General features: G+C 56.4%; 20 protein-coding genes. 13 read left to right on the forward strand and 7 right to left on the reverse strand.

Annotation, left to right across the window (positions count from 1 at the left end):
* The first annotated feature begins 113 nt into the window (after positions 1–113).
* A complete protein-coding gene (locus tag FPL19_RS04145; RefSeq protein WP_225314283.1) occupies positions 114–1,262 on the forward strand; it encodes a DcaP family trimeric outer membrane transporter in 1,149 nt (382 codons plus the stop codon).
* Between the two features lie 131 nt (positions 1,263–1,393).
* On the opposite strand, the gene aceF is transcribed toward FPL19_RS04145, so the two are convergent.
* Together aceF and aceE are read right to left on the reverse strand one after the other, a co-directional pair.
* Entirely contained in the window at positions 1,394–3,121 is a 1,728-nt protein-coding gene (gene aceF, locus FPL19_RS04150) for a dihydrolipoyllysine-residue acetyltransferase (RefSeq protein ID WP_150910881.1), read from the reverse strand.
* Positions 3,122–3,131: 10 nt separating this feature from the next.
* On the reverse strand, positions 3,132–5,801 hold the full coding sequence (gene aceE, locus FPL19_RS04155) for a pyruvate dehydrogenase (acetyl-transferring), homodimeric type (RefSeq protein WP_150910883.1): 2,670 nt from the start codon (positions 5,799–5,801) through the stop codon (positions 3,132–3,134).
* Between the two features lie 583 nt (positions 5,802–6,384).
* Between aceE and FPL19_RS04160 the strand changes: the two genes are divergently transcribed.
* The 4 genes from FPL19_RS04160 to FPL19_RS04175 all read left to right on the forward strand — a co-directional run bounded on the left by FPL19_RS04160 (position 6,385) and on the right by FPL19_RS04175 (position 13,812).
* Positions 6,385–7,749 carry a KamA family radical SAM protein gene (locus tag FPL19_RS04160; RefSeq protein ID WP_150910885.1) on the forward strand — a complete coding sequence of 455 codons (1,365 nt, stop codon included), beginning with the start codon at positions 6,385–6,387 and terminating at the stop codon, positions 7,747–7,749.
* A 112-nt stretch (positions 7,750–7,861) separates the two neighbouring features.
* The gene (locus tag FPL19_RS04165) at positions 7,862–11,692 is read left to right on the forward strand and encodes a hypothetical protein (RefSeq protein WP_150910887.1); all 3,831 of its coding nucleotides are present in this window, start codon (positions 7,862–7,864) and stop codon (positions 11,690–11,692) included.
* A gap of 133 nt (positions 11,693–11,825) precedes the next feature.
* Positions 11,826–12,956, forward strand: coding sequence for a helix-turn-helix transcriptional regulator (locus FPL19_RS04170; protein ID WP_150910889.1), 1,131 nt, complete (start codon positions 11,826–11,828; stop codon positions 12,954–12,956).
* Positions 12,949–13,812: an alpha/beta fold hydrolase gene (locus FPL19_RS04175; protein ID WP_150910891.1), complete on the forward strand. Its 864-nt coding sequence runs from the start codon at positions 12,949–12,951 to the stop codon at positions 13,810–13,812. Before FPL19_RS04170 ends, FPL19_RS04175 begins: the two co-directional genes overlap by 8 nt.
* A gap of 22 nt (positions 13,813–13,834) precedes the next feature.
* On the opposite strand, the gene FPL19_RS04180 is transcribed toward FPL19_RS04175, so the two are convergent.
* The 3 genes from FPL19_RS04180 to trxA form a co-directional block, all read right to left on the reverse strand.
* The gene (locus tag FPL19_RS04180) at positions 13,835–14,158 is read right to left on the reverse strand and encodes a hypothetical protein (RefSeq protein WP_150910893.1); all 324 of its coding nucleotides are present in this window, start codon (positions 14,156–14,158) and stop codon (positions 13,835–13,837) included.
* Positions 14,159–14,168: 10 nt separating this feature from the next.
* Positions 14,169–14,393 carry a hypothetical protein gene (locus FPL19_RS04185; RefSeq protein WP_150910895.1) on the reverse strand — a complete coding sequence of 75 codons (225 nt, stop codon included), beginning with the start codon at positions 14,391–14,393 and terminating at the stop codon, positions 14,169–14,171.
* Positions 14,394–14,459: 66 nt separating this feature from the next.
* Complete coding sequence (gene trxA / locus FPL19_RS04190) at positions 14,460–15,329, reverse strand: thioredoxin (protein ID WP_150910897.1); 870 nt, start codon at positions 15,327–15,329, stop codon at positions 14,460–14,462.
* A 187-nt stretch (positions 15,330–15,516) separates the two neighbouring features.
* On the opposite strand from trxA, the gene lon reads away from it, so the two are divergent.
* Positions 15,517–17,967, forward strand: a complete 2,451-nt coding sequence (gene lon, locus FPL19_RS04200; protein WP_150910901.1) for an endopeptidase La — start codon at positions 15,517–15,519, stop codon at positions 17,965–17,967.
* 47 nt (positions 17,968–18,014) lie between these two features.
* On the opposite strand, the gene FPL19_RS04205 is transcribed toward lon, so the two are convergent.
* The gene (locus tag FPL19_RS04205; RefSeq protein ID WP_150910903.1) at positions 18,015–18,509 is read right to left on the reverse strand and encodes a MarR family winged helix-turn-helix transcriptional regulator; all 495 of its coding nucleotides are present in this window, start codon (positions 18,507–18,509) and stop codon (positions 18,015–18,017) included.
* Positions 18,510–18,659: 150 nt separating this feature from the next.
* Here FPL19_RS04205 and FPL19_RS04210 point away from each other — a divergent pair, with 150 nt between their 5' ends.
* From FPL19_RS04210 to FPL19_RS04235, 6 genes are all read left to right on the forward strand, one after another.
* Entirely contained in the window at positions 18,660–19,625 is a 966-nt protein-coding gene (locus tag FPL19_RS04210) for a tetratricopeptide repeat protein (protein ID WP_150910905.1), read from the forward strand.
* A 78-nt stretch (positions 19,626–19,703) separates the two neighbouring features.
* A complete protein-coding gene (locus FPL19_RS04215) occupies positions 19,704–20,816 on the forward strand; it encodes a branched-chain amino acid ABC transporter substrate-binding protein (protein WP_150910907.1) in 1,113 nt (370 codons plus the stop codon).
* A gap of 162 nt (positions 20,817–20,978) precedes the next feature.
* On the forward strand, positions 20,979–21,905 hold the full coding sequence (gene livH / locus FPL19_RS04220; RefSeq protein ID WP_150910909.1) for a high-affinity branched-chain amino acid ABC transporter permease LivH: 927 nt from the start codon (positions 20,979–20,981) through the stop codon (positions 21,903–21,905).
* Complete coding sequence (locus tag FPL19_RS04225) at positions 21,905–23,176, forward strand: high-affinity branched-chain amino acid ABC transporter permease LivM (RefSeq protein WP_150910911.1); 1,272 nt, start codon at positions 21,905–21,907, stop codon at positions 23,174–23,176. The genes livH and FPL19_RS04225 overlap by 1 nt, the downstream gene beginning before the upstream one ends.
* 6 nt (positions 23,177–23,182) lie before the next feature.
* Complete coding sequence (gene livG / locus FPL19_RS04230) at positions 23,183–23,938, forward strand: high-affinity branched-chain amino acid ABC transporter ATP-binding protein LivG (RefSeq protein WP_150910913.1); 756 nt, start codon at positions 23,183–23,185, stop codon at positions 23,936–23,938.
* Between the two features lie 9 nt (positions 23,939–23,947).
* Positions 23,948–24,649 carry an ABC transporter ATP-binding protein gene (locus tag FPL19_RS04235; protein ID WP_150910915.1) on the forward strand — a complete coding sequence of 234 codons (702 nt, stop codon included), beginning with the start codon at positions 23,948–23,950 and terminating at the stop codon, positions 24,647–24,649.
* 93 nt (positions 24,650–24,742) lie between these two features.
* Here FPL19_RS04235 and FPL19_RS04240 read toward each other — a convergent pair whose 3' ends face one another.
* The gene (locus FPL19_RS04240; RefSeq protein WP_150910917.1) at positions 24,743–25,195 is read right to left on the reverse strand and encodes a hypothetical protein; all 453 of its coding nucleotides are present in this window, start codon (positions 25,193–25,195) and stop codon (positions 24,743–24,745) included.
* A gap of 274 nt (positions 25,196–25,469) precedes the next feature.
* Between FPL19_RS04240 and FPL19_RS04245 the strand changes: the two genes are divergently transcribed.
* Positions 25,470–25,937 carry a DUF3015 domain-containing protein gene (locus FPL19_RS04245; RefSeq protein ID WP_225314284.1) on the forward strand — a complete coding sequence of 156 codons (468 nt, stop codon included), beginning with the start codon at positions 25,470–25,472 and terminating at the stop codon, positions 25,935–25,937.
* Positions 25,938–25,944 lie beyond the last annotated feature (7 nt).

Genomic DNA, 25,944 nt, shown 5'->3' on the forward strand with positions numbered 1-25,944 from the left:
GCTTTGTTCGCCCTAGACATTGGTATTATCAGTCACATAATTCACTTGCTTTGTGGCTGAATCGTCATACATTTGACATGCGTCACAACAATAACAAGATTTTGGAGAATGCAATGATGACACGCAACAAACTCGGGTTTGCGATTGGCCTCGTCCTCAGTGGTTCAATGGCAAGCCAGGCCATGGCGGTAGAACTAAGCACCGGTGATTACAAGACCAGCCTTTACGGCTTCGCCCGCTTTGCAGCCGCATACGACATGGATGAAGACATCTCTGCCGGTGGTCGCGCCGGTCAGTTCAACGCCATTACCGTCGGTAATGGCAACACCTCAGACGGCCACTTTGGTGCGGATGCAACAGGCAGCCGCCTGGGCCTGGTCACCACCAGTCCTGAAGGCGTAACGGTTCGCGTCGAGATGGACTTTGACCGTGACGGCACGATTACCCCAAGACTGCGTCGCGCCTACGGCGAATACAACGGCGTTCTGATGGGGCAGGAATGGTCCAACTTCCACAGCTTCGTGGGTAACCCATCGATTCTGGACTGGGACAACCTGCCAGGCCGTGCCGGGCTGCAGAGCCGTATAACTCAGGCACGCTACACCACCGGCCCGCTGTCATTCTCGGTTGAAGACGACACCAGCCGCGGCTCTAACAACATCGCTAACGCTGCCGGTGACAAGGTCGGGCTCCCGGTCTTCACGGCGCGTCTTGAAGATGGCGCAGGTGGAATGAAGTATTCTGTCGGCGCTCTCCTCAAGCAAGTCTCCTACGACGATGCAACAGGAACAGGCAACGACGACAGCGCACTTGGCTTCGCGACTTTCTTGGCCGGCAACATTGCACTGACCGATATGTTCAGCGTAATGGGCTCAGTCAGCTACTCGGATGGTGCCGCGAACTACATCTACCGTTCCGGCGAGAACTTCGGCGGTTTTGAGGCTTATGCAGACGCCAACGGCGATCTGGAAACCATCACCACTTATGGCGCCAACATTGGTGCCAAACTGTCCCTGGGCGGCGGTCGCTCCATTAACCTGGGCTACGGCACAACCATGAAGGACCTGGATGATGCTGTTGCAGCCAACGCAGCTCCCGCGACTACCGCAGAAAGCAACTCCATGCTGGCTGTGAACTACCAGTGGTCGCCTGTTAGCAAGGTAAACATGGGTGTTGAATTCGCCCGTCTGTCCACCGAGAACCAGAACGGTGACGACGGCGATGCCAACCGCCTGATGTTTGTAGGGCAATACAACTTCTAACGGACTAGAAGTTAACTCAGGAAAAGCCCTGGCTTCATGCCAGGGCTTTTTTATGGCTCACCGGCTCTCAACCGGGTCCTGCACGCTTTTCGCGGCACCCAACCAAAAGGCTGGGGCCAAACTCACAGGCATCACAGCAGTAGCGAGCGAATATCCCCCAGCAGCTGACTGAGCAAGGTAGTAAACCGCGCTGCATCGGCACCATTCACCGCCCGGTGATCGTAGGACAGCGACAGCGGACACATCAGCCGCGGCTGGAACTCCTTGCCATCCCAAACCGGCTTCATCGCCGCCTTGGAAACACCCAGAATCGCCACCTCCGGCGTATTCACGATCGGCGTAAACGCCGTACCGCCAATGCCACCCAGACTGGTAATGGTAAAACAGGCACCCTGCATCTCTGCCGGCTTCAACTGCTTGTCCCGCGCCTTCTGCGCCAGTTCCGCGCTTTCAGCCGCCAGTTCCCACAGACCCTTCTGATCCACATTCTTGATCACCGGCACCATCAATCCGTTGGGCGTATCCACCGCAATACCGATGTGAATGAACTTCTTGCGGATAACCTCCTTGCGCTCCATGTCCAGCGACACATTGAACTGCGGCAACTCTGCCAGCGCCGTGGCACAGGCCTTCAGCAGGAAAGGCAACGGCGTCATCTTCACGCCCTTCTTCTCGCCTGCCGCCTTCTGCGCCTTGCGGAAATCCTCCATGTCGGTGATGTCCGCATCCTCGAACTGGGTCACATGGGGCACATTCAGCCAGCTGCGCTGCATATTGTTGGCCGTGGCAAACATCATGCGGGACATGGACTCCCGCTCGATCTCACCGAACTGGCTGAAGTCCGGCAGCTTGACGCCGGGAATACCCGCGCCCCCGCCACCTGCCACGGCACTGCCCTGCTGGGTTTGTTGAAGCTGACCTTTAACATAGGCCTGAACGTCGTCTTTCAGAATCCGGCTTTTCGGGCCAGAGCCCTTGATCCGGGCCAGGTCGGCGCCGAATTCCCGTGCCAGTTTGCGCACCGCCGGGCCGGCATGCACCTTGGTGCCAGGCGAGGGTGGCTCATAGGTCGAAGAGGCCGGTTCGGGCTTCGCCTCGCCATCGCCAGCCTGCTCATCGGAGGACTTTTTCGCCCCCTTATCGGCCCCAGAGTCAGACCCAGACTGCTCAGGCTTGTCTTCGCCTTTTTCAGCGGCAGGTTCAGACTCGTCATCACTGTCCGAGCCTTCTTCCGTTATGGTCATTTCGGCGAGGTCATGGCCCTCGGAAATCTTGTCCCCTTCAGACACCAGTACCTTGCCAATCTTGCCGGCGTAAGGAGATGGAATCTCCATCGTGGCCTTGTCTGACTCCACGGTGACCAGCGGGTCGTCCGCCTGCACCTCGTCGCCCTCACTGACATTGATCTCGATAACCGGCACATTGTCGAAACCGTCAAGCGCGGGGACTTTGATCGTCTCCGTTCGCGACCCGCCGGACTTTTTCTTGGGAGCGGACTTCTTCTCTTCCGACTTGTCAGCCTCGGCCTCTTTGTCGGCTGACTTTTCGTCCTCGGATTTCTTCTCCTTTTCGTCGCCCTCGTCACTGCTGGCCTCTTCACCAGAATCAGCAGAGCCGCCGCCGGATGCTTCCATCATGCCGACGACATCGCCTTCTTTGACCTTGTCGCCAACCTTCACGGTAATTTTGGTGATCTTGCCGGCGCCAGGCGAAGGCAGCTCGACCGATGCCTTGTCAGACTCGACGGTCAGTATCGGATCTTCTTCCTCAACCGAGTCCCCCTTGCTGACAAGTATCTCTATAACCTCGACCTCATCCGCACCGCCGAGATCCGGAACCTTGATTTCCTGTTCACTCATGACGGTCTCCTTAAGCCAGCACCGGGTTCGTTTTGTTACGATCGATTCCGTACTTGCGCATAGCGTCGAGAACCACGTCCTGTTTAATCTCCTCATCGCGAGCAAGTGCCGCCAGTGCGGTTACCGCAACGTAGTAGCGGTCAACCTCAAAGTGGCTGCGGAGTTTCTCGCGGGTATCACTGCGGCCGTACCCGTCTGTGCCCAGGGTCAGGTAGGTCTTGGGAATGTAGGCGCGGACCTGCTCCGATAGCAGCTTGATGTAGTCGGTAGAGGACACCACCGGCCCCTGCTGTTTCTCAAGACACTGGGTAATGAACGGCTTCTTGGCTGTATCGTCCGGATGCAGACGGTTCCAACGTTCGATGTGCAGACCGTCGCGGGCCAGTTCGTTGTAACTGGTCACACTCCAGACATCACTAGCCACGTCAAAATCATCCTTCAGCAACCGGGCAGCGGCGCGAACCTCGTTGAGAATCGAACCGGCCCCCATCAGCTGAACACGGGGCGTCTTTTTCTTGCCTTTGGTTTCCACCGACTCGAGCAGGTACATGCCCTTGATAATGCTGTCTTCAATGCCCTTGGTTTTCGGCATCGCAGGCTGCTCGTAGTTTTCATTCTCGATGGTCAGGTAGTAGTAAACGTTCTGGTTGTCTTCGAACATTTCCTTGATACCACGCTGAACCACCACGGCCATTTCATAGCCGTAGGCCGGATCGTAGGCGCGGCAGCTGGGAATGGTATGCGCCAGCACATGGCTGTGACCGTCCTGGTGCTGCAGGCCTTCACCGTTGAGCGTCGTGCGCCCGGCCGTGCCGCCAATCAGGAAGCCTCTGGCCTGGATGTCACCGGCAGCCCAGGCAAGGTCGCCCACCCGCTGGAACCCGAACATCGAGTAGAAAATGTAGAAAGGAATCAGCGGAAAGTTGTTGGTGCTGTAGGACGTAGCTGCCGCAATCCAGGCCGCCATGGAACCGTCCTCATTGATGCCCTCTTCCAGCACCTGACCCTTTTTGTCTTCCTTGTAATACATGATCTGATCACGATCTTCCGGCACGTACTTCTGGCCTTCCGAGGTGTAGATACCCAACTGCCGGAACATGCCTTCCATACCGAACGTACGGGCCTCGTCCGGCACGATCGGGACGACCCGCTTGCCGATACGCTTGTCTTTGGTCAAGGCAGTCAACAGCCGCACAAAGGCCATGGTGGTGGAAATTTTACGATCGTTGGAGCCTTCCAGCAGCGTCTTGAAGGTCTCCAGCGGCGGTGTTTCCAAAGGCTGACAATCCTTGCGACGCTTGGGATAGAACCCGCCCAGCTCCTGGCGACGCTTCTTCATATAAACCATCTCAGGGCTGTCCGGCGCAGGCCGGTAATAAGGTACATCCTTGAGTTCATCGTCTTTCAGGGGAATGGCAAACCGGTCACGGAAAGCCTTCAGCTGCTCCACATCCATCTTCTTGAGCGAGTGCGCCGTGTTCTGCGCCTCACCGGCGGAACCGAAGCCATAGCCCTTCACGGTATGCGCCAGAATGACGGTCGGGCGGTTGCCATGATCGTTAACCGCCTTGTGATAAGCCGCATAGATTTTGTAAGGGTCGTGACCGCCCCGGTTAAGCCGGTTGATGTCGTCATCCGACATATGCTCGACCAGCTTGGACAGCTCCGGGTACTTGCCGAAGAAGTTTTTGCGGGTATAGGCCGGGCCATTGCTCTTGAAGTTCTGCAATTCGCCGTCGACCGCCTCGTCCATCACGCGCTGCATCAGACCGTCTTTGTCTTTCTCAAACAGCGGATCCCACATGCGGCCCCAGACCACTTTGAGAACGTTCCAGCCAGCGCCGCGGAAGATACCCTCGAGTTCCTGGATGATCTTGCCGTTACCACGCACCGGGCCGTCCAGGCGCTGCAGGTTGCAGTTCACCACGAAAATCAGGTTGCTGAGATGCTCCCGGCCCGCCATGGAAATCGAGCCCAGAGTTTCCGGTTCGTCACATTCGCCATCACCCACGAAACACCACACCTTGCGCTCGCCCATATCGATGAGCTCACGGTTATGCAGGTACTTCATCACATGGGCCTGATAAATCGCCTGGATCGGACCAAGGCCCATCGACACAGTGGGGAACTGCCAATAATCCGGCATCAGCCAGGGATGGGGATAAGAGGAAAGCCCTCCACCGTCGACTTCTTCGCGGTACTTGTCCAACTGTTCTTCTTCAAAACGCCCTTCCAGGAAGGAGCGCGCATAAATACCCGGAGACGAGTGGCCCTGGAAATAGACACAATCAGCCTCGCGCTTGTCATCGCCACCGTGGAAAAAGTAGTTGAAGCCCACGTCGTAAAGGGTGGCAGCGGAAGAAAAGGAAGAGACATGACCACCAAGGTCCCCCGGGCGCGTATTGGCGCGCATGACCATCGCCATGGCATTCCAGCGGATCAGTGACCGGATTCGGCGCTCCATGAAAAGGTCGCCCGGCATCATGGCTTCCTGGGTAACGGGAATACTGTTCCGGAAAGGTGTGGTGATCGAGTAGGGCAACTCGGTGCCATCGCGACTGGCTCTTTCTGACAGCCGCTCAAGAATGTATTTGGCACGATCGACACCTTCCTGTTCGATCAGCGACTCCAGCGCATCCAGCCATTCACTGGTTTCTGTGGGATCATCGTCCTGGTACATCAAAACCTCCGCTATACGCGCTCAACATAAGCTTGAATAAAAAGTGCAGCATCGAATCTCCAAAGCATAGAACACGATCACGGTTTTGACTGCCCATGAACACAAGACCTTTGTCCAGAAGGGTATGTCGGAGGACAGACGGGACAGACGCCCAGCTTCGGGTGACTCGTAACTTAATTACAGAAATGCGATTCAGCTGGACTGATATGCCCAGAAATCTAACCGAAAAGCATTGAAAGTTAGTTTAATTACGCAATATTGTCGAAATGGACGTGCCTAAACAAGAGGTATGAGACCAAGGTAGTATTTAAACTACCGGCCCCAAAACCTTACCGCGCTAAAGGAAAGCGCCGGAGATGCGGCCGAGATAACATCCGTTTTCCTATCTTTCGCTACCTTTTCCCAGCTTTTAGGCGACTTTATCGCTCGATGTCGACGCATTTTAATTAGACCTGAAAATGACTTCCTAATTATGTATACTCGCCTGCCCGTTTTTTAACCAACGGAGTTCGTGGCGTTTCCACGCTGCTTTTAACCAGACATTCAGACATTCCGTTTAGGCATCCAACAAAGAGGGCGACCTATGAACTCTATCGTCACGTTCCCGAACCGCATCCCCACCACCGAGTTCGAAGAGCGGCGCTTCAAGGTCTACACAGACAAGCAGCTGGACAAGATCGAGGTTATTCAGAACCTGCCGGAAGAGACGCTGTTCGAAATGAAAGTGGTAGCCAGCGTTCTGCCTTTCCGGGTCAACGAATACGTGATGAATGAACTCATCAACTGGGACAAGGTTCCCAATGACCCGATCTATCAGCTGGTTTTCCCTCAGAAAGGCATGCTCAAGGAAGAACACTTTGAGCGCATGGCAAAACTTCACCGCGACGGCGCCGACAAGAAAGAGATTCAGGCTGTCGCCAAGGAAATCCGCGACGACCTGAACCCGCACCCGGCAGGCCAGATGGAAATGAACATGCCGACGCTGGACGGGGAAATCCTGGACGGCGTGCAACACAAGTACCGCGAGACCGTGCTGTTCTTCCCCGCCCAGGGACAGACCTGCCACTCCTACTGCACCTTCTGTTTCCGCTGGGCGCAGTTTGTTGGTGACAAAGACCTGAAAATGGCCAGCACCGAAGCCGAGAAGCTTCACGGTTATCTGCAGGAGCACACCGAGGTGAGTGACCTGCTGGTCACCGGCGGCGACCCCATGGTGATGAAAACCAAGAACCTGGTTCAGTACCTGGAGCCGCTGCTACAGCCGGAATTCGACCATATCCAGACCATCCGTATCGGCACCAAGGCCCTGACCTTCTGGCCGTATCGTTTCGTGACCGACAAGGATGCCGAGGAGCTGATTGACCTGTTCGCCCGCCTGGTAGACGCTGGCAAGCACGTGGCCATCATGGCCCACTACAATCACTGGCAGGAAATCACCACCGACATCGCCGAAGAGGCCATCCGCCGCATTCGCGCTACCGGTGCCGAAATCCGCGCCCAGGGCCCGCTGATCAAGCACGTCAACGATAACGCTGACGACTGGGCGAAGCTGTGGGACAAGGAAGTGCAACTGGGCATCATCCCCTACTACATGTTTGTAGAGCGGGACACCGGCGCCAAGAACTACTTTGAAGTGCCCCTGGTAGAGGCTTTCCACATCTACCGGGAAGCCATCAAGCAGGTATCCGGCCTGGCCCGCACCGCCCGTGGCCCGTCCATGAGCGCCGGCCCCGGCAAGGTCGAGGTTCAGGGCATCGCCGAAATCCACGGTGAAAAAGTGTTCGTCCTGCGCTTCATCCAGGCCCGCAACCCCGATTGGGTGCAGCGGCCGTTCTTTGCCAAATACAGCGAGACAGCCACCTGGCTGCATGAGCTGGAGCCCGCCCTCGGCGAGCAGAAATTCTTCTTTGAGGATGAGTACGAGCAGATGAAGAAGGGTAACGGCTAGGTGAAAAAGATCGGCTAATTCAGCCGACATACACCATATGGGTGATGCCAGCTCCTGGCGGTTTTTCTAGGTTGGAGATCTCGGAAACCAGAAAAACCGCAAGGAGTTCTCCATGATCAGGCATCACACACATCGTCTCTGGCTGCTGCTTTATGCAATAGCAGCGGCTCTTGTTTTAACCGGTTGTGGCGGAGGGGGTGGCGGAAGCCCCGCTCCGACACAGCCCGAAACCAACTCAACAGTCTCCGGTACCGCCGCAGCTGGCGCGCCTATTGTTGGCTTTGTGGGCGCCAAAGACTCAGTCGGCGGGGCAGCGACTACGGAAATCATGCCCGACGGCTCCTTCGAGCTCGACATGAACGACCTGACGCCACCGGTGCTGATCTACGCAAGCGGTATCGCGGGCGGCAACGCCTACCAGTTGCTCTCTGTTGTGTTTGAAGACGATGTAAACGGCACCGTCAACATCACCCCCATCACGGACCTGATTATTGGCAATACGGTCAGTGATAGCCCCCAGAACTTCTTTAACAACCCCAATTTCACAGTGCTTACCCAGGAAGCTGTGGAAGCCGAGGAAATAGAAATCAGAACCCGTTTGAAGCCCTTACTTGATGGATTGGGCGTGGAAGAGGGCTTTGATCTGAGAAATTCCACGTTTGTCGCTAACCGCAGCGGTTTTGACGGTGTACTGGATGTGCTGGAAGTCACGATCGATGGCGGCACTGCAACAATCCGCAACCGGGTCGACCCAACCAGCGAGATAACCAATACCTTCGCGGCACCTGAGGAAGAGGTGATTACCGTCAGTGAGAATCTTCAAAGCGAGGCAGATACCCTGGGAGCTCTGGATGATCTCGCTACCACCTTTGCCGCAGCCCTCGATAATCAAGACGGACCAGCATTGGAAAGCCTGGTCACTAACGACTATCTGAACAACGGCGAAGGTATTGCCGGCTTACAAGCAAGACTGTTCGGTTCTCCCGAGGGCATTGAAGATGCCGGCGAGCTGGCAGACGACATCCGCAACTGGTCCCTGGTGAACCTGGATACTGCCGGTGGTACTGCGCAACTGAATATCGGCGCGGCCCAGGGCCCCTGGAATATCGTTCAGGACAATGAGAGTAACGAGTGGCAGGTTCAGGGTAACCAACTTGAGTTCTTTGCGTTCGTTGAGCCTACCCATGTGGTTGAAAATGGAGCTTCTACACCAGAGGTTACCACTATCGGGACGCTGGTTTACGCCGGTTTTCCTGCCAGCACACTTTCTGCCTCGCCTTCATTCGTATCGGTTTCAGGCGACCTGACGCTTTTCAACGGTAATCTGACCTTCAACTCTGATCTCAACCGATTCGAACAGTTTGAAACTCTCGGGCCAAACGATATTCCGTCTCCCGCCCAAGTCACATTCGACTGGGAAGGGGTTTCACAAGTCACTTACACAATCAGGAGGGGCACGCCGGACCTCAGCAATGGCGCTCCGGAAATCACCAGCCAGTCCGCTGATCTTGCTGCCGATGAGTACAGCTTCCAGTGGACTCTGCCACCGGGCTATGACGCAATCTCGGTGCGCAACAATTTCACCGGTCAGACTTCCGGTGGTGAAGGTAACGGCTTTACCGGCAATCCTCTGGACAACGGTGCAACGAGTTTCACCGGCACCCTTCCAGCAACCTATGTGCCCAGTGCAGACGATGAACTCCGTCTGATTGCTCGCGATCCCTTTGGCGTTTTTGTCGCGGCCAGCCTGATGAACCCGTTCGCGGGGCAGGTGCCACCACCCATGGCAGAGGATGCCCTGATCGGCAGCTGGATTGCCCGCAACCCGGACCGAGGCGACAACGCGCCATGGGTACAGCTGACCTTCCTGGAAAGCGGCTATTACATGCATCAGGAGCTGGACCTGCCCTATCGCCCGGAAGAGGACACGAATGGCACGACGGGCCTCGAATTCGGTCAATATCAGTGGGACAACCAAACCGGTGAACTGACCGTTCCGCAGATCCTTCGTGATGACAATGGCGAATGGGGGCTGACCTCCGTTGAAAGCGGATTAGAGCGTCTTGCCCTGCGCGTCAATGGCGACACGCTATCCGCTTATGATCCGACTGTCGGCTTAAGTGAATCCACAGAGTTCACTCGAGTACCCTTGAACGAGTCTGGAATCACAGGCAGCTGGGTGTATCAGAACTCTGGGGACCCTTCCGATTTCGTGGTTGCCACACTTCTTGCAGATGGCTTCTACTTTGTCGGAAGCACAACGCCCGCCGAGCCTGAGTTCGATACCGAAGTGGGCCTTGAATTCGGTACCTACACTTACAACAGTGCAACACTGGAGCTCGACGCTACGCCGATATTTGACCAGAACGGCACAGCCGGCCTCTCAGACCCACTGCCGCAAAGTTTCTACTATTCCACTGTCTTGGAGGGATCGCTGATTTTTGATGAAGGCGAAGACAATGTGGCTCAACTAAGCGAGCTGGCTCCTGGAGTTGCGCCCAGTGATGGTACGGTCACTGTAAATTACGTCCGCCCTGACGACGGACCGACACCCGGCCCCGCGGTCACCGGTGATTTTCACTACATTCGCTCTGCCGCTGGCATTGAAAGTTCACGACTGAACAATCCGCCAACGCTATTTCAGGCGCATTACGCCCACATTGGCGCCAGTATTGTGGACAACACCGACGGTACCGGCACAATCAGCTGGACAGATCGCTGTGTCGGCGACCTGTTTATCGAATCGGGAGCCAGCGAAGACGGTCGAGACGCCGTGTTCGATTCCGTCAGTGAGTGCTTCGGCCAAAGCAATAGTTTTGACCTGAATTTCACCGAAACCGGGCTTTTCGCAGCGGTTCCACAAAGCACCACGATTGACCCGGAAGACGGCTCACAGATTATCTCCGGGGCAACGGAGATCGATTTCCGCGCGCTGGATGCTGAGCGCAGCCTGTTCATCGCCAGTGAGGCAAATACTTTCCAGTACGAAGAAAGTGACGGAAGCTTCACCGATGGTCGCGACATGAACACTCATGTACTGAGCAAAAAAGACCTCTCTCTAACGGTGGATTCGCTGGCGGGTAACTGGGGCTTTGCCACGTTGCGCATCACGAACGTTGTCAATGATTCTGACCAGGTACTACCAAACGAGATGAGCTATGGTGCCGGAGCACTCAATATCACCGTTGACGCTTCTGGCAACGCAACTTTGACAGACGAGGTTCAGCCAGAGGTTCTTCAGGGCCTGAAACCCCAGGTAAATAGCGGTATAACGGTTGATACGAACTTTGAGTTCAACGGTCTTAGCGATAGTTTGGGACCGTTCAGCGTCACACCTGAGGGCACATTGAGCCTTTTAAACGGGGAGATCGGAGGTTTTGTGTCACAGGGCAGCGATGTGATGACTCTGGCGCTTCCCAATCCGTTCACGCCTTACACCGTGCAAACCGCTGAGTCGTCGTTCCTCATCGGGGTCAAACTGGACCCGAACTTTCAGGCCGCCGACCTCGCCGGAAAGTCCTATGACCTGATGCTGAAAGGCTACTTTGCCGGGCAGAATTATTTTGAATCCGACATCTTCCTGCCCGGGGCGACGCTGGACTTTGGCGCCAGTGGCACCGCCACCTCACAGAGGGGCCTGACCTTTGCCTATTCCAATTTTGGTCTGGACACAGAGGTTGTGGATGTGACGCGGCCGTCTGCTGGCCTTCCTGCCAACAACTGGACGTATCAGGTTGACGGTTCAACCGGTCTGATCCGGATGGAGTCGGCTCAATACACCTACTCCGGCGGTGATATCGCCTTTGGTGAGCAGTTCGGTTATTCCTCAGCAGACAACCGGTTGCTGGTATTGGTGTCGCGCTTTTACGACAATTCTGGAGGCACACCGATGGGGCCGGCCGGCACCTACATTGCCTACGCCATCTGCAATAACTGCAACTGAACAGACACTTCGTTGCACTTCAGCCCCGCCCAGAGCGGGGCTTTTTTATGGATTTTTGGCGCATCACTTGGCGCTATGCTTTACTTGAATAACGCATTCAATATGCACTCAAAAGCAACAGGAGCCTGCTGTTTTGAAAGACCTGGCTTTGGCAGTGCCGCCACTGCTGGACGACCTTTACGAACACGCGACGACGCAAGGCCACTGGCCCGGCTTTTTGGAGAAGTTCGCAGCGTTGTTTCGCACCGACACAGCTACTATCCGGCTGACAGACCTGAACGAGCCTGTGGTTTACCAGTCTTTCACCACCGGCTTTCGCCAAAGCATCAATCGGGTTTACGAAACGGCCGCCGTCGAAAATGACCCTTTTCGGGAGATTCTGTCCACAAGTCCCGTCGGCAAAGCCGTTGTGAGCACGTCGATCATGAACGACCGTGATTTTGAGCGCTCAGAGCATTACCAGAACATCTTCCGGCCCAATGGTAATTTCTATGCACTGGGCACACAGTTTGAGCGGCAAGGCGGCCAGGCAATGCACATTGGCGTTCACCGGCCAAAAGCGGCGGGCGCCTTCGAGCTGGAAGAACAGGCGATAGTGGAACTGTTCAGCCCTCACCTGCGCCGTGCCTGCAGCCTCGCGCGTCTGATGAGAGACCTCAATCAGGCACTGTGCGAGGCCCGCCACGCCCTGAACCAGTTACCTTTTGGGGTCTGGCACACAGACGACAAGCTCGGAGTGCAGTGGATGAACTCTACGGCAGAGGAGGCATTGACCACTCACAGCTACGGGCTTGGGCTGACCGGCAATCATCTCAATGTTATTTCCGGCGATCATTTAAACTCTCTGCGGACCATGGCCCGCAGGATAGTCAAGAATAAATCCCGCACAGAGACCCTGAAACTGGACCAAACCGGCGCCTGCCTGGTAATGACACGGGCCCGCCAGACAAACGATGGATTTCATATCGATCGCTCTTTGAACCCCGGCATCCTCTGTTTTCTGCTGGACCCGGAACGCAGGTCAGGGCTGGACAGGGACCGGCTGACCACTTTGTATCAACTGACCCCCGCCGAATACCGGCTGGCCAATGTGCTGGTGTGCGGCCTGGACGTGAATGAAGCCAGCGCGCTTCTGAAAATCTCTCCCCACACTGGGCGAACGCAGCTGAAATCCATCATGAATAAGGCCGGCGTAAATCATCAGGCGTCGCTCCAACGCAAACTTCTGCTGTGCGCGGGAGCCCTGAGACATCATTATGAATGAACCAGATACCCGGAAAATCCAGCTTTCCGATGGGCGACAACTTAGCTATTCGGATATAGGGACCGGCGATAATGGCACCTGGATACACTGCCATGGTATTCCGGGCTCGCGATACGAGCTTACCCACCTCAATAAAGAGTTGGTTGCCGCGGGTTTGCGGATTATCGTTCCGGATCGACCTGGCTACGGCGCTTCCACACCCTGCCCGAGCTATGATTTCAGACAACACACGGCTGACCTGTGCCAGCTGGCTGACCATAGTGGGCTGAAGCGCTTCTCAGTGTCCGGCTTTTCGGGTGGCGGCGTATTTGCCCTGGCATTGGCCCATGGTCTGGGCGCCCGCGTGGAACAACTTTCTATTGCTGCAACACCGGCCGTACCGTTAATGGAAAACCCCTTCGATTACGCCTCGGAGCTGACTGCAGGGAGTTGGCACGCAGCCCTGGCTGACATGCATCAGTTTGCGGACCAGCTACAGTCTCTGACCGGGCCTGACAATGCGCTTGCTGATGGCATGATGGACGCAGTTGGAGCGAAGGAGAAGCAGCACTTGAGTTCAGCACGGATCCAACCAGCCTTTCGTCAAAGCATGAATACAGCCCTTCAGCAGGGAGCATTAGAATCAGCCAGCGCGCTAGCCCGTGATACACGCCTGACGGCGCAACCCTGGCCCTTTCACCCCGCCGAGCTAAAACTGCCCGTTCGGATAATTCATGGAACGGACGACCATCTTGTACACAGACAGCATTTCCGTGCTTTGTTCAACCAAATACCTCAATCAAAGCAGGTTTCGCCTGAGGGAAAAGGTCATTTTGAAGTGCTCCCATGGATGTTTGTCGCTGATTATACTGCGTGAGGTAGGGGCCTTTCTCGCAGACTCAGCCTCTACGGAACTTCGGCACAAACCCTTCCGGCTTGTCCTTCAGCCAATCCACAAACGTCCGCACTTCCTCAATTTCCAGCAACGTTTCCCGCGTGTTGTAGTAAAGCCCCAGCTCATATTCGGAACGCGCCTTATGAATGGCGTTATGGCATGGTCGACAAACCCACAGCGTGCGGGTAATCAGATCTTCTCTGGCAAACAACTTCTGAAAACGCTTCTTGCGATGCAGGTGCCTGGGGATCAGGTGGTGACGTGTGAGCTTGCCAACGGGGCGTTCGCAGAGCTCACAGCACGGGGGTTGAGGAGGAAGTTTGAGCACGGTTCAGCATTCAGCGGCGCGATTTCCTGACCGGAATGATCCAGCGCATGAGGATTCCGGCGGCAACACCCATTACGCCAATCAGCACAAGCACCAGCTGAGAACTGTCCAGCAGACCGCTCTGGAATGCCTGTAGCGCCCTCAAACCGGAAACAAGTACCACCGGGATGAAGAACAGAAGGAAGATCCCGCCCATGAAACGATAGATTCGGTGATCATCTTTTTTGCTACGCATACTGCCTCCTTTTGTGCGGTGACCAGCCCCCGGAAACGCATTGCGATGCAGGCACCTGAGCAGCAGTCAGTGCATCAGCGTGTAAAGCTTGCGCCGATAGGTTCTTACGTCCGGGTTGTTGTTACCCAGCTTGTCGAACAGTTCAATCAGCGTGGTTTTGGCCACCTCATCTTTGTATTTGCTGTCCACCTGCATCAGGCGAATCAGCAGCTCCATGGCTTCAGCATTGCTTTCCTTAAGGATGTGATGCAGCGCCAACAAGTGTAGCGCATTGGGATCATTCGGATCCTTGTCCAGCGAATCCTCCAGCTCCTTGATGGGCGGCAGTTCCGCCGACGCCTTCAGGAACTTGATGCGTGCAGCCAGCTGCTTGGCCTGATGCTGCATCTTTTCCTCTGCCGGCAAGCTGTCCAGCACCTGCTCGGCAGTCTCCAGATCCCCCAGTTCGGCTTTGAGCTGCGCCAGATCTATCAGTACTTTCAGATCTTCCGGGTCCTTGCGGTTCATTTCGGACAGCACCGCCAGCGCAGCCTCCACATCGCCCTCTTCCCACAGCCGGTGGGCCTTGTCGTAGGGCGTTTCCTCGTCTTCGGGGATTTCGATGTGCTTCTCCAGAACCTTGCGGATCTCGCTTTCCTGCAGGGCCCCGTTGAACCCGTCGACCGCCTGCCCGTCCTTGACCAGTATCACCGTTGGCAGGCTGCGAACACCCAGGCTTGCGGTCAGCTGTTCCTGCTGGTCGGCATTTACCTTGGCCAGACGGAAGGCGCCGCGGTATTCGTCTGCCAGCTTTTCCAGAATCGGCATCAGCTGCTTGCAGGGAGCGCACCACTCGGCCCAAACGTCAATCAGTACCGGTGACTGGGCTGACGCCTCCATCACGTCCTGCTGGAAGTTCTCCATGGTGGCTTCAAAAACGTAAGGGGAATTCGTCATTAGGACACCTGATGCTGGATTCTGATAAATGGTTTGGATTTGCCTTTCAACCTTGGGGCAGGTGGGCAGATTTCAAGGCACAGGACCGGCCTACGGGGACCTTGAAAAACGCAAAGGCGCCGTCAGATAGCCTGAGTGCCGCTATTGATTTTGTCTCAACATCGATACCAGAGGATGCCAGCATCGCATGAACGACGACAGCCCCAACGACTCCTTTGAAGCCCTTGATGAAGACGTCACCGAATACATCGGCAAGGACGAGAAGAGCAAAAGCCTGGTTCTACCGAAGCACCAGATGCCTCGGCGAATGTATGTGCTGCCGGTATCCAACCGGCCGTTTTTCCCGGCACAGGTACAGCCGATCGTGGTCAATCAGAACCCCTGGCAGGAAACCCTGAAGCGGGTCAGTGAAACCGACCATCGGGTTCTGGGCATCTGTTTTGTCGAAGACACGGACCCGGAACAGGGGATTCCCGGCAGTGAAGAGCTGGAGACTATCGGCTGTGCCGTGCGGGTTCATCAAGCCCAGGCGGACGGCGGCAAGGTGCAGTTCATCGCCCAGGGTCTTCAGCGCTTTCGCATCACCCAGTGGCTGCGCCGCAAGCCCCCCTATCTGGTGGAAGTAGACTACCCGGAAGAGCCGGATGAAGCAGCCGACGAACTCAAGGCGTACACCCTGGCCATCATCAGCGCCATCAAGGAACTGTTGAGAAGCAACCCTCTGTATGGCGAAGAGGTCAAGCAATATCTCTCCCGCTTCGGCCCTGAAGACAGTTCACCGCTGGCCGACTTCGGCGCCTCCATGACCAGCGCCAAAGGGCCCGAACTGCAAGAAATACTGGACACGGTGCCCCTGCTGAGGCGCATGGAAAAAGTCCTGCTGTTGATGGCCAAGGAACAGGAAGTCGCGCGCCTGCAGGCGGAAATCAGCGAGGAAGTGAATGACAAGGTGCAGAAGCATCAGCGCGAGTTCTTCCTGAAAGAGCAGTTGAAGGTTATCCAGCGCGAACTGGGCATGGCCAAGGATGACAAAACCGCCGATGCCGAACGTTTCCAGGCACGCATGGAAGAGCTGGAACCACCCGAGGAAGTCAAAAAACGTTTCGACGACGAACTTCAGAAGATGCAGATCCTGGAACAGGGATCCCCGGAATATGGCGTCACCCGCAACTACCTGGACTGGCTGACCCAGGTGCCCTGGGGCAAAACCTCGGAAGATCATTTCGATCTGGCGGCCGCCCGTAAAATCCTGGACCGGGACCACGACGGGCTTGACGATGTGAAAGACCGAATCGTCGAATTTCTGGCCGAAGGTACTTTCAAGGGCGAAGTCAGCGGCTCCATCCTGCTCCTGGTGGGCCCGCCCGGCGTGGGCAAAACCTCCATTGGTCATTCCGTGGCAGACGCGTTGGGCCGGGAATTCTACCGCTTCAGCGTTGGCGGCATGCGAGACGAAGCCGAGATCAAGGGCCACCGCCGCACCTACATCGGCGCCATGCCGGGCAAATTCGTCCAGGCGCTGAAAGACGCCAAGGTCTCGAACCCGGTCATCATGCTGGATGAAATCGACAAGATTGGTGCGTCCTTCCAGGGCGATCCGGCGTCAGCACTGCTGGAAACGCTGGACCCGGAACAGAACCGGGAATTCCTGGATCATTACCTGGACGTGCGCATGGATCTGTCCAAGGTACTTTTCATCTGCACCGCCAACCAGTTGGACACCATTCCCCGGCCACTGCTGGACCGCATGGACGTTATCCGGCTGTCCGGGTACATCGCGGAGGAAAAGGTCGCCATCGCCAAGCACTACCTGCTGCCGAAACTGCTTAAACGGGCAGGCCTTCTGAAAAAGCAGATGAACGTTACCGATGCAGCGATCCGCCAGATCATTGAAGGCTATGCCCGGGAAGCCGGTGTCCGCAGCCTGGAAAAACTGCTGCACAAAGTTATCCGCAAGGGCATCGTGCGGCTTCTGGACAACCCGGACCAGCCTGTAAAGGTGGGGGTCTCAGACCTGACCGACCTGCTCGGCCAGCCTGCGTTCCGCAAGGAAAAAGCCATGAAAGGCATAGGTGTAGTCACCGGCCTGGCCTGGACCGCCATGGGCGGTGCGACCCTGAGCATCGAGGCGTCGCGGGTGCACAGCAGCCAGCGCGGCTTCAAGCTGACAGGTCAGCTGGGGGACGTGATGAAGGAATCCGCGGAAATCGCCCACAGCTATGTGTCTTCCAACCTGAAACGGTTCAAAGGCGACCCGAGTTTCTTCGACAAATCCTTCGTGCACCTGCACGTACCCGAAGGCGCCACCCCCAAGGACGGCCCCAGCGCCGGCGTGACCATGGCTACCGCCCTGCTGTCCATCGCCCGCGGCGAAGCGCCCCAGCAGAACATCGCCATGACCGGCGAGCTGACCCTGACCGGCCAGGTCTTCCCGGTGGGCGGCATTCGCGAGAAAGTCATTGCGGCAAGACGGCAGAAAATCGGCAACCTGATATTGCCCGAGGGCAATCGGGGGGATTACGAGGAATTGCCGGATTATCTGAAGGAAGGTATTACCGTGAGCTTCGCAAAACAGTACAGCGATGTTTATCAGGTGTGCTTTGGCAACAAACCGAAGAAGGGGTCTTCTGTGCATTGATCCGAGGTTGTCGGATTACGGCCCGGAGGGCCTAATCCGACAAAACCTCAGACTTTGGCCTTCCAGCCATCCTCCCTCAGCACCGGCCCCACATCCAGCACCGGTGACGCGTCAATATCGTCCGCATCCATCATATTGGCCACCCGTTGAAGGGAGGCCAGAATCATCGTCTGCTCCCACTCCGCCAGGCTCTGGAACTTCTTGATGAAATCCTCCTGCAGCGGCTGGGGCGCACGGGCCAGAATGTCCGCGCCTTCTTCGGTCAAATGTGCATGAACCTTCCGTTTATCCTGGGTGCTACGAACCCGATACACCAGCTTCCGGTGTTCCAGCCGGTCCAGAATGGTCGTAACCGTGGCCTGGCTCAGACTGACCTTGTCGGCAATGGTGCCGATAGTCACCTCGCCCAGATCGCGAATGCTACGCATGATCAGAAGCTGCGGGCCAGTCAGCCCAGCATGTTTGCTCAACCGCTTCGAATGTAGATCAGTCGCGCGAATTACGCGGCGGAGCGCCACCAAAACACCTTCGTAGTTGTCCAAAGATTCACTCCAGGATTGCTTGTGAACAATTTATTTATACCCCTAAGTATTAGAGGTCTTTGTTCCCTCCAATGCAACCGGCATTTTTTTACCAACCCGCTGTGATAAAGTCTGCACCATTTTGTGACACAGCAACCGGAAGACCGTCCGATGAATACGTCCCTGCTCGCCCTACACCTGCTAAAAGCGATAACCCCGAAGCTCCAGATCAAACCCGGAATCGCCCTGATCTTGCTGGTGTTCGCCACTTTCTTTAACGCCGCTGGTGCAGCGGCTCAGCAGCCTCCCAAAGACGTTACCGCTCAAGACGTGCAGGCCGCGCTGCCCGACCTGAAAAAGCCGATGTACACGCCTTTCATCGAATTGTATCTGTTGGAAGAAACCAAGGCGCTGCGCAAGGAAATGATGAATACCCGCGCCGAGCTGATTGAAAAGGTGGTGGACAAGGAACTCTCTGTCGCCGACAAGACCATGTCCTATGCAACCGACACGGTGACCTACTTCTTTTATCTTATTGCCGGCGCCACCTCGATTCTGGTGCTGATCGGCTGGAACTCCATCCGCGATATGCGCAACCAGCTGACGACCCTTGCCGAGAAGCGCGTGAACGAACTGGTGGTGGAATACGAGACCCGACTGGAATTCATCGAGGACCAGCTGAGGCAGAAATCGGATATCATTCAGCAAAACCAGAAAGAAATTGAACGCACCAACGAAGTGCACTCTCTCTGGCTACAGGCCAGCCAGGAAACCTCCCAGCAAAACAAGATTGCCGCCTACGATGCTATTCTGGACCTGCGTCCCGACGACGTTGAGGCCCTGAGTTACAAGGCAGACGCAGTATTGGAAATACAAGAACCACTCTGGGCCATCAGCCTGTGCCAGCGTGCGCTGAAGCTTTCTCCGGGCAATGGCCATGCGCTGTACCAGCTAGCCTGCGCCTATGCCGAAATCGGTCGTTGGGAGGATGCTGTTACTACACTGCGAAAAGCCGTTACAATCTCCGAGGCGTACAGGGATGATGCTTCAGTTGACCCCAGTTTCTCCGGGCTGCATGAGCATGAAAGCTTCCGGAAACTGGTATCTCAGGACGATGAAGACCGGCCCGAATCTTGACAAGGAATCGGCTGTAGTGTTTGTTTAAACCGCTGAGAACTTATAAGAAACCCTGAAACCTTACAGGACACATAACTAATGAAAACACCCGTCAAAAAACTCGTTACCGCGGTTGGCGCGTCCGTTGCCCTTATGGGTGCCGGCCAGGCTGCTGCTGAAATCCAGATCGGTATTGCCGGCCCACAGACCGGCCCAGTTGCTCAGTACGGCGACATGCAGTTCTCCGGTGCACGCATGGCAATCGAACAGATCAATGCCAACGGCGGCGTAATGGGCGAAGAGCTCGTCGCCGTAGAATACGACGACGTTTGCGATCCGAAGCAGGCGGTTACCGTTGCCAACAACCTGGTCAACGACGGTGTACGCTTTGTTGTGGGTCACCTGTGTTCCAGTTCCACTCAGCCGGCATCGGACATCTATGAGGATGAAGGCATCCTGATGATCACACCTGCATCCACCAGCCCGGCGATTACCGAGCGCGGCTATGAACTGGTATTCCGTACCATCGGCCTGGACAGCATGCAGGGCCCGGTTGCGGCCAACTACCTGGCCAGCCTGAATCCCGAGCGTGTCGCGATCATTCACGACAAGCAGCAGTACGGCGAAGGCATTGCCACTGCGGTTCGTGACACCCTCAAGGACAAGGGCGTGGAAATCGCCATGTTTGAAGGCATCACCGCCGGCAGCAAGGACTTCTCCGCGCTGGTCAGCAAGCTCAAGCAGGCTGACGTCGATTATGTCTACTATGGCGGCTATCACCCGGAACTGGGCCTGATTCTGCGTCAGGCTGACCAGGCTAACCTGGACGCCACCTTCATGGGCCCGGAAGGCGTGGGCAACAAAGACATCAACACCATCGCCGGCGAAGCGGCTGAAGGCCTGCTGGTTACCCTGCCACCGGCATTCGACCAAAAAGCCGAGAACCAGGCATTGGTTGAAGCTTTTGAAGAGAAAGGCGAAGACCCTTCAGGCCCATTCGTGCTGACTTCTTACACCGCAGTACAGTTGATCGCAGAAGGCATGCGTGAAGCCGGATCCATGGATCCGTTTGAAGTAGCCGAAGCCCTCCGTGCCGGCACCTTCCAGACGCCGATCGGCACCGTGGAGTACGATCAGGCCGGTGATATGGAGTCATTCGAGTTTGTTGTGTACGAATGGCATTCAGATGGAACCAAAACTCCGGTAAACTAAGCCGAAATCGTTAAAAAACGGTAATACTGAGAGCACCTTCTCACCGCGATCCGGGAGAAGGTGTTTTTCTAGGCTCCTGTTGATCCTTCCCCGTTGGCTAGCCGGATATCCCGTGCTGGCAAATGCGGTCGTTGAGGGAGCAGGTTTTCGGAGTTACAAACAATGTCAGAAGCTTTTCTGTATTTCCTTCAGCAGCTCGTGAACGGGCTGACGATAGGCAGCGCGTATGCGCTGATCGCCATCGGTTACACCATGGTTTACGGCATCATCGGCATGATCAACTTTGCCCATGGTGAAATCTACATGATCGGGGCCTACACCTCACTGATCGCGATTACCGGCCTCGCGACTCTTGGGGTTGCGTGGCTACCGCTCATTCTGCTGGTTGCCCTGATATGCGCTGTGATCGTTTCCAGCGGTATGGGCTGGGCAGTGGAACGGGTCGCTTACCGACCGGTCCGGGGCCGTCACCGTCTGATCCCGCTGATTTCCGCCATCGGCATGTCCATTTTTCTCCAGAACTATGTGCATCTTGCGCAGGGATCCCGCAACGTCGGCTTCCCTCTGCTGATTGAGGGTGGCTTCGATTTCGGATCATCGGATACCTTCCAGGCGTCTATTTCCTATATGCAGATGATGGTGTTCGCAACCACATTCGTCTGTATGACGGCACTCTCCCTGTTTATTTCCCGCTCCCGTATTGGCCGGGCTTGCCGCGCCGTTTCCCAGGACCTTGGCATGGCCAGCCTGCTGGGCATCGACACCAACCGCATCATTGCTGCAACCTTCGTGATCGGCGCTGCCCTGGCCGCCGTTGCCGGATTGCTGCTGGGCATGTACTACGGCTCCATCGATCCGCTGTTCGGCTTCATTGCGGGTCTCAAAGCATTCACCGCTGCGGTACTTGGCGGCATCGGCAGTATCCCCGGCGCCATGCTGGGCGGCATCATTCTCGGTATTTCCGAAAGCATGACCTCCGGCTACCTCAGCGGCGAATACAAGGACGTGGTGTCCTTCGGCCTGCTCATCCTGATTCTGCTGTTCAAACCCACCGGCCTGCTCGGCAAACCGGAGGTTGAGAAGATCTGATGGTTGCTCAAAATCTGAAACACGCGCTTTTCTGCGCCTTTATTACGCTGGTGATTTCCTACCCGATTCTCGGATTCAACCTCGAGGCCCGGGGCATCGATATCACACTAACCGGCGCCCAGGGCTCGACCATCGCCATGGTTTTTCTGGCCGCAGTGGTGGTATTCCTGTTCCAGCTGTTCCGTGACCACATCATGGCGGGGCTTAGAGGCATTCCCAATCCGCTGCCAGACACCAAAAAACCGCCCATGGCGGAAAACCGGCGGGCGAAGATCGAATCCTGGATACTGACCGCGGGTCTTGTGCTCGCACTGTTCTGGCCCTTCTTCGCTTCTCGCGGGGCAGTGGACCTGGCAACGCTGGTGCTGATTTACGTCATGCTGGCCCTGGGCCTGAACGTGGTGGTGGGTCTGGCAGGCCTTTTGGACCTGGGCTATGTGGCGTTCTACGCCGTTGGTGCCTATACATTCGCCCTACTGTCCAATTATTACGGTATCTCCTTCTGGATGGCCCTGCCCATCGGGGCACTGCTGGCTGCCCTGTTTGGCCTTGTACTCGGTTTTCCAGTACTCCGGCTCAGGGGGGATTACCTGGCAATCGTGACGCTGGGGTTCGGCGAAATCATCCGTATCCTGCTCAATAACTGGACCACCCTCACCGGTGGACCCAACGGCATTGGCGGCATCCCCGAGCCCACCCTGTTCGGAATGGAATTCGGCCGGCGGGTCAAAGAGGAAGGCAATACGTCCTTCCACGAGACCTTTGGCATTGCCTACAGTGGCGAGGACAAGGTGATTTTCCTCTATCTGATTTCCCTGGTGCTGGCGGTCATTACTGCCCTGATCATTCGCCGGCTTATGCGCATGCCGGTGGGCCGGGCCTGGGAAGCACTGCGGGAAGACGAGATCGCCGCTCGCTCACTGGGCCTGAGCCGCACCGCCGTCAAGCTGACCGCCTTTACCATCGGCGCCTTCTTCGCCGGTTTTGCCGGCACGGTGTTCGCCTCCAAGCAGGGCTTTATCAGCCCAGAATCCTTTGTGTTCCTGGAATCAGCGATCATTCTGGCCATTGTGGTACTCGGCGGCATGGGTTCACAGCTGGGCGTCATCCTGGCGGCCATTGCCGTGACCATCCTGCCGGAGCTGGCCCGTGAGTTTTCCGAATACCGCATGCTGATCTTCGGTGCCGCCATGGTGCTGATGATGGTCTGGCGACCCCAGGGACTGGTCCCCATGCGCCGCATTCACATCGAACTGAAAAAGCAGGAGTGACGGACGATGCTTGAAGTACAGAATCTGTCCATGCGCTTTGGCGGCCTGCTGGCGGTAGACCAGGTGTCTCTGGACGTACAGGAACACGAAATCGTGTCCATCATCGGCCCCAACGGGGCCGGCAAAACCACCGTATTTAATTGTATGAGTGGTTTCTACAAGCCCACCGGCGGCAAGATCCTGTTTGAAGGGGCCGAAGTTCAGGGCAAACCGGACTTCAGGATTTCCCGGCTGGGCATGGTTCGCACCTTCCAGCACGTGCGGCTGTTCAGCCAGATGACGGTGGTGGAGAACCTGCTGGTGGCCCAACACCGGCACCTGAACACCAACCTGATTGCAGGCCTGTTCAAGACGCCGGACTACAAGGCCCGCGAGCAGAAATCCCTGGACCGCGCCTCTTACTGGCTGGACCGTGTCGGGCTGACCGATATGGCCAACCGCGAGGCAGGCAACCTGGCCTATGGCCAGCAGCGCAGGCTGGAAATTGCCCGGTGCATGGTCACCGAGCCCAAACTGCTGATGCTGGACGAGCCGGCTGCCGGCCTGAACCCGGCGGAAACCAAGGACCTCAACCAGCTGATCATTAGCCTGAAGGAAGACTACAACGTGTCTGTGGTGCTGATTGAACACGATATGAGCCTGGTCATGGACATCTCCGACCGGATCAACGTGATCAATCAGGGGCGGCCGCTAGCCAGCGGTACGCCGGACGAAATCCGTCAGAACGACGATGTAATCAAAGCCTATCTGGGTGAGGCCTGAGGAAATATCATGCTTGTACTAGAAGACGTCCATACCCACTACGGCAAGATTGAAGCGCTTCACGGCGTATCGGTGGAAGTAAAGAAGGGTGAGATCGTGTCGCTGATCGGCGCCAACGGTGCCGGTAAAACCACCTTGCTGATGACTGTCTGCGGCAACCCCCAGGCAAGCTCGGGCCGGGTGATCCTGGAAGGCCGGGACATTACCCGCGATCCGACCGCGACAATCATGCGGTCGGGCATTTCCATCGTGCCGGAAGGTCGCCGGGTCTTTTCCGGGCTGACCGTTGAAGAAAACCTGCACATGGGCGGTTTCTTCAACACCAAGTCCGAAATCCGCAAAAGCATCGAGCACGTGTACGAGCTCTTCCCCCGACTCAAGGAACGTGAGCAGCAGCGCGCAGGCACTATGTCCGGCGGCGAGCAGCAGATGCTGGCCATTGGCCGGGCACTGATGAGCAAGCCCAACATGATTATCCTGGACGAGCCCTCCCTGGGGCTGGCGCCACTGGTGATCAAGCAGATCTTCGAGATCATCGGCAAGCTGCGGGAAGAAGGCATTACCGTGTTTCTGGTGGAGCAGAATGCCCATCAGGCGCTAAACCTTGCTGATCGGGGCTACGTTCTGGAAACCGGGCGCATTCGCCTTCACGATACCGGCAAGAACCTGCTGGAAAACCCGGAAGTTCAGAACGCCTACCTGGGCGGCTGAACCTACGGCCGAACATTCAGGCCTGCAAACAGAAAGGGCCGGAGCATGCTGCCATGCTCCGGCCCTTATTTATTTACTCAGGCGAAGAGAATCTTACTTGATGCTCTTGATGGTGCCTTTGTAGCCTTCAACGGTTACATCGATGGTACCGAAGAAACCATAGCCTTCCTGCTTCACGGTGTAACGCGGAGCAATGATCACGTCAGCACCGGATTCGGTAACCGCGTTGTAGGCCGCAGCAGCCTTGACCTTCTCAACCAGGCTGGCACCGCCGATCGGCAGTGGCAGAAGCCCTGCGCCGCCGGCCGGGCTGACACCGTATGCGATACCATCGGCGTACTCTTTCTCAGCGCCCAGGGTCAGAAGACCGAACAGCTGGGTAACTGAGGATTCGCCAGTGATCTTCTCACCAACTTCGATATCTGCCTTGACTTCAGTCTGGACAGAACCGGTCAGCGGCAGCGAGGGTGCGCTTGTATTCAGTGAGCTGCAGCCGGACAGTGCGCCAGCGAAAACCAGTGAGGAAGCAATAAGTAGTTTTTTCAAAACGGTGTCTCCATGTGTTGGTTGTGAGCCTTCTTGGCCGCGCGCACTATACCCAAACCGCTCCTATATAACAATATCGCCAATATTGTGTAATTTTTATGCAATTAAGAATTAACCAGATTGCAGTTTGTTGCCGTTACCGCTGTTCAGTCTTTCGGCGCTTGCCTTCACTGCATATGAACTATACTCAGAGGCAACGGTCGATTTGTCTTCATGCAGTAGCCAGTCAGGGCCGTTAGTGCGACGACAGCTAAAATCAAACAAGGAGTTGATAATGATGAAAAAACTGATCGCAGGTGCATTGCTGATGGGCGCTTCCACACTCGCCTTCGCCCAGCCGGGTTGCGGTGTCGGAGCCATGATCTGGAAGGGCCAGTCAGGTATTGCGCCCCACGTTCTGGCCGCCACCACGAACGGAACCTTTGGTAACCAGACCTTCGGCATGACAACCGGCACCCTGGGATGCCAGACCAACGAATCTGTCCGGTCCATGGCGATGTACATGAACAGCAACATCGATAAAGTGGCAAGGGACATGTCCAGAGGCACCGGGGAAAACCTCGACACACTGGCGGTGCTGCTGGGCGTAGACGAAGCGGATCGTGAATCTTTCCGCACGCTGCTCCACGACAACTTTGCCACCATCTTCCCGACCTCAGAGACCACCTCTGGCGAAGCGGTTGATAGCATTGTAGCGCTACTTGAGCAGGACAAGAACTTGAGCAAGTACATAGCGGCTTAACAACCCG

The organism is Marinobacter halotolerans (assembly GCF_008795985.1).
Lineage (GTDB): Bacteria > Pseudomonadota > Gammaproteobacteria > Pseudomonadales > Oleiphilaceae > Marinobacter > Marinobacter halotolerans.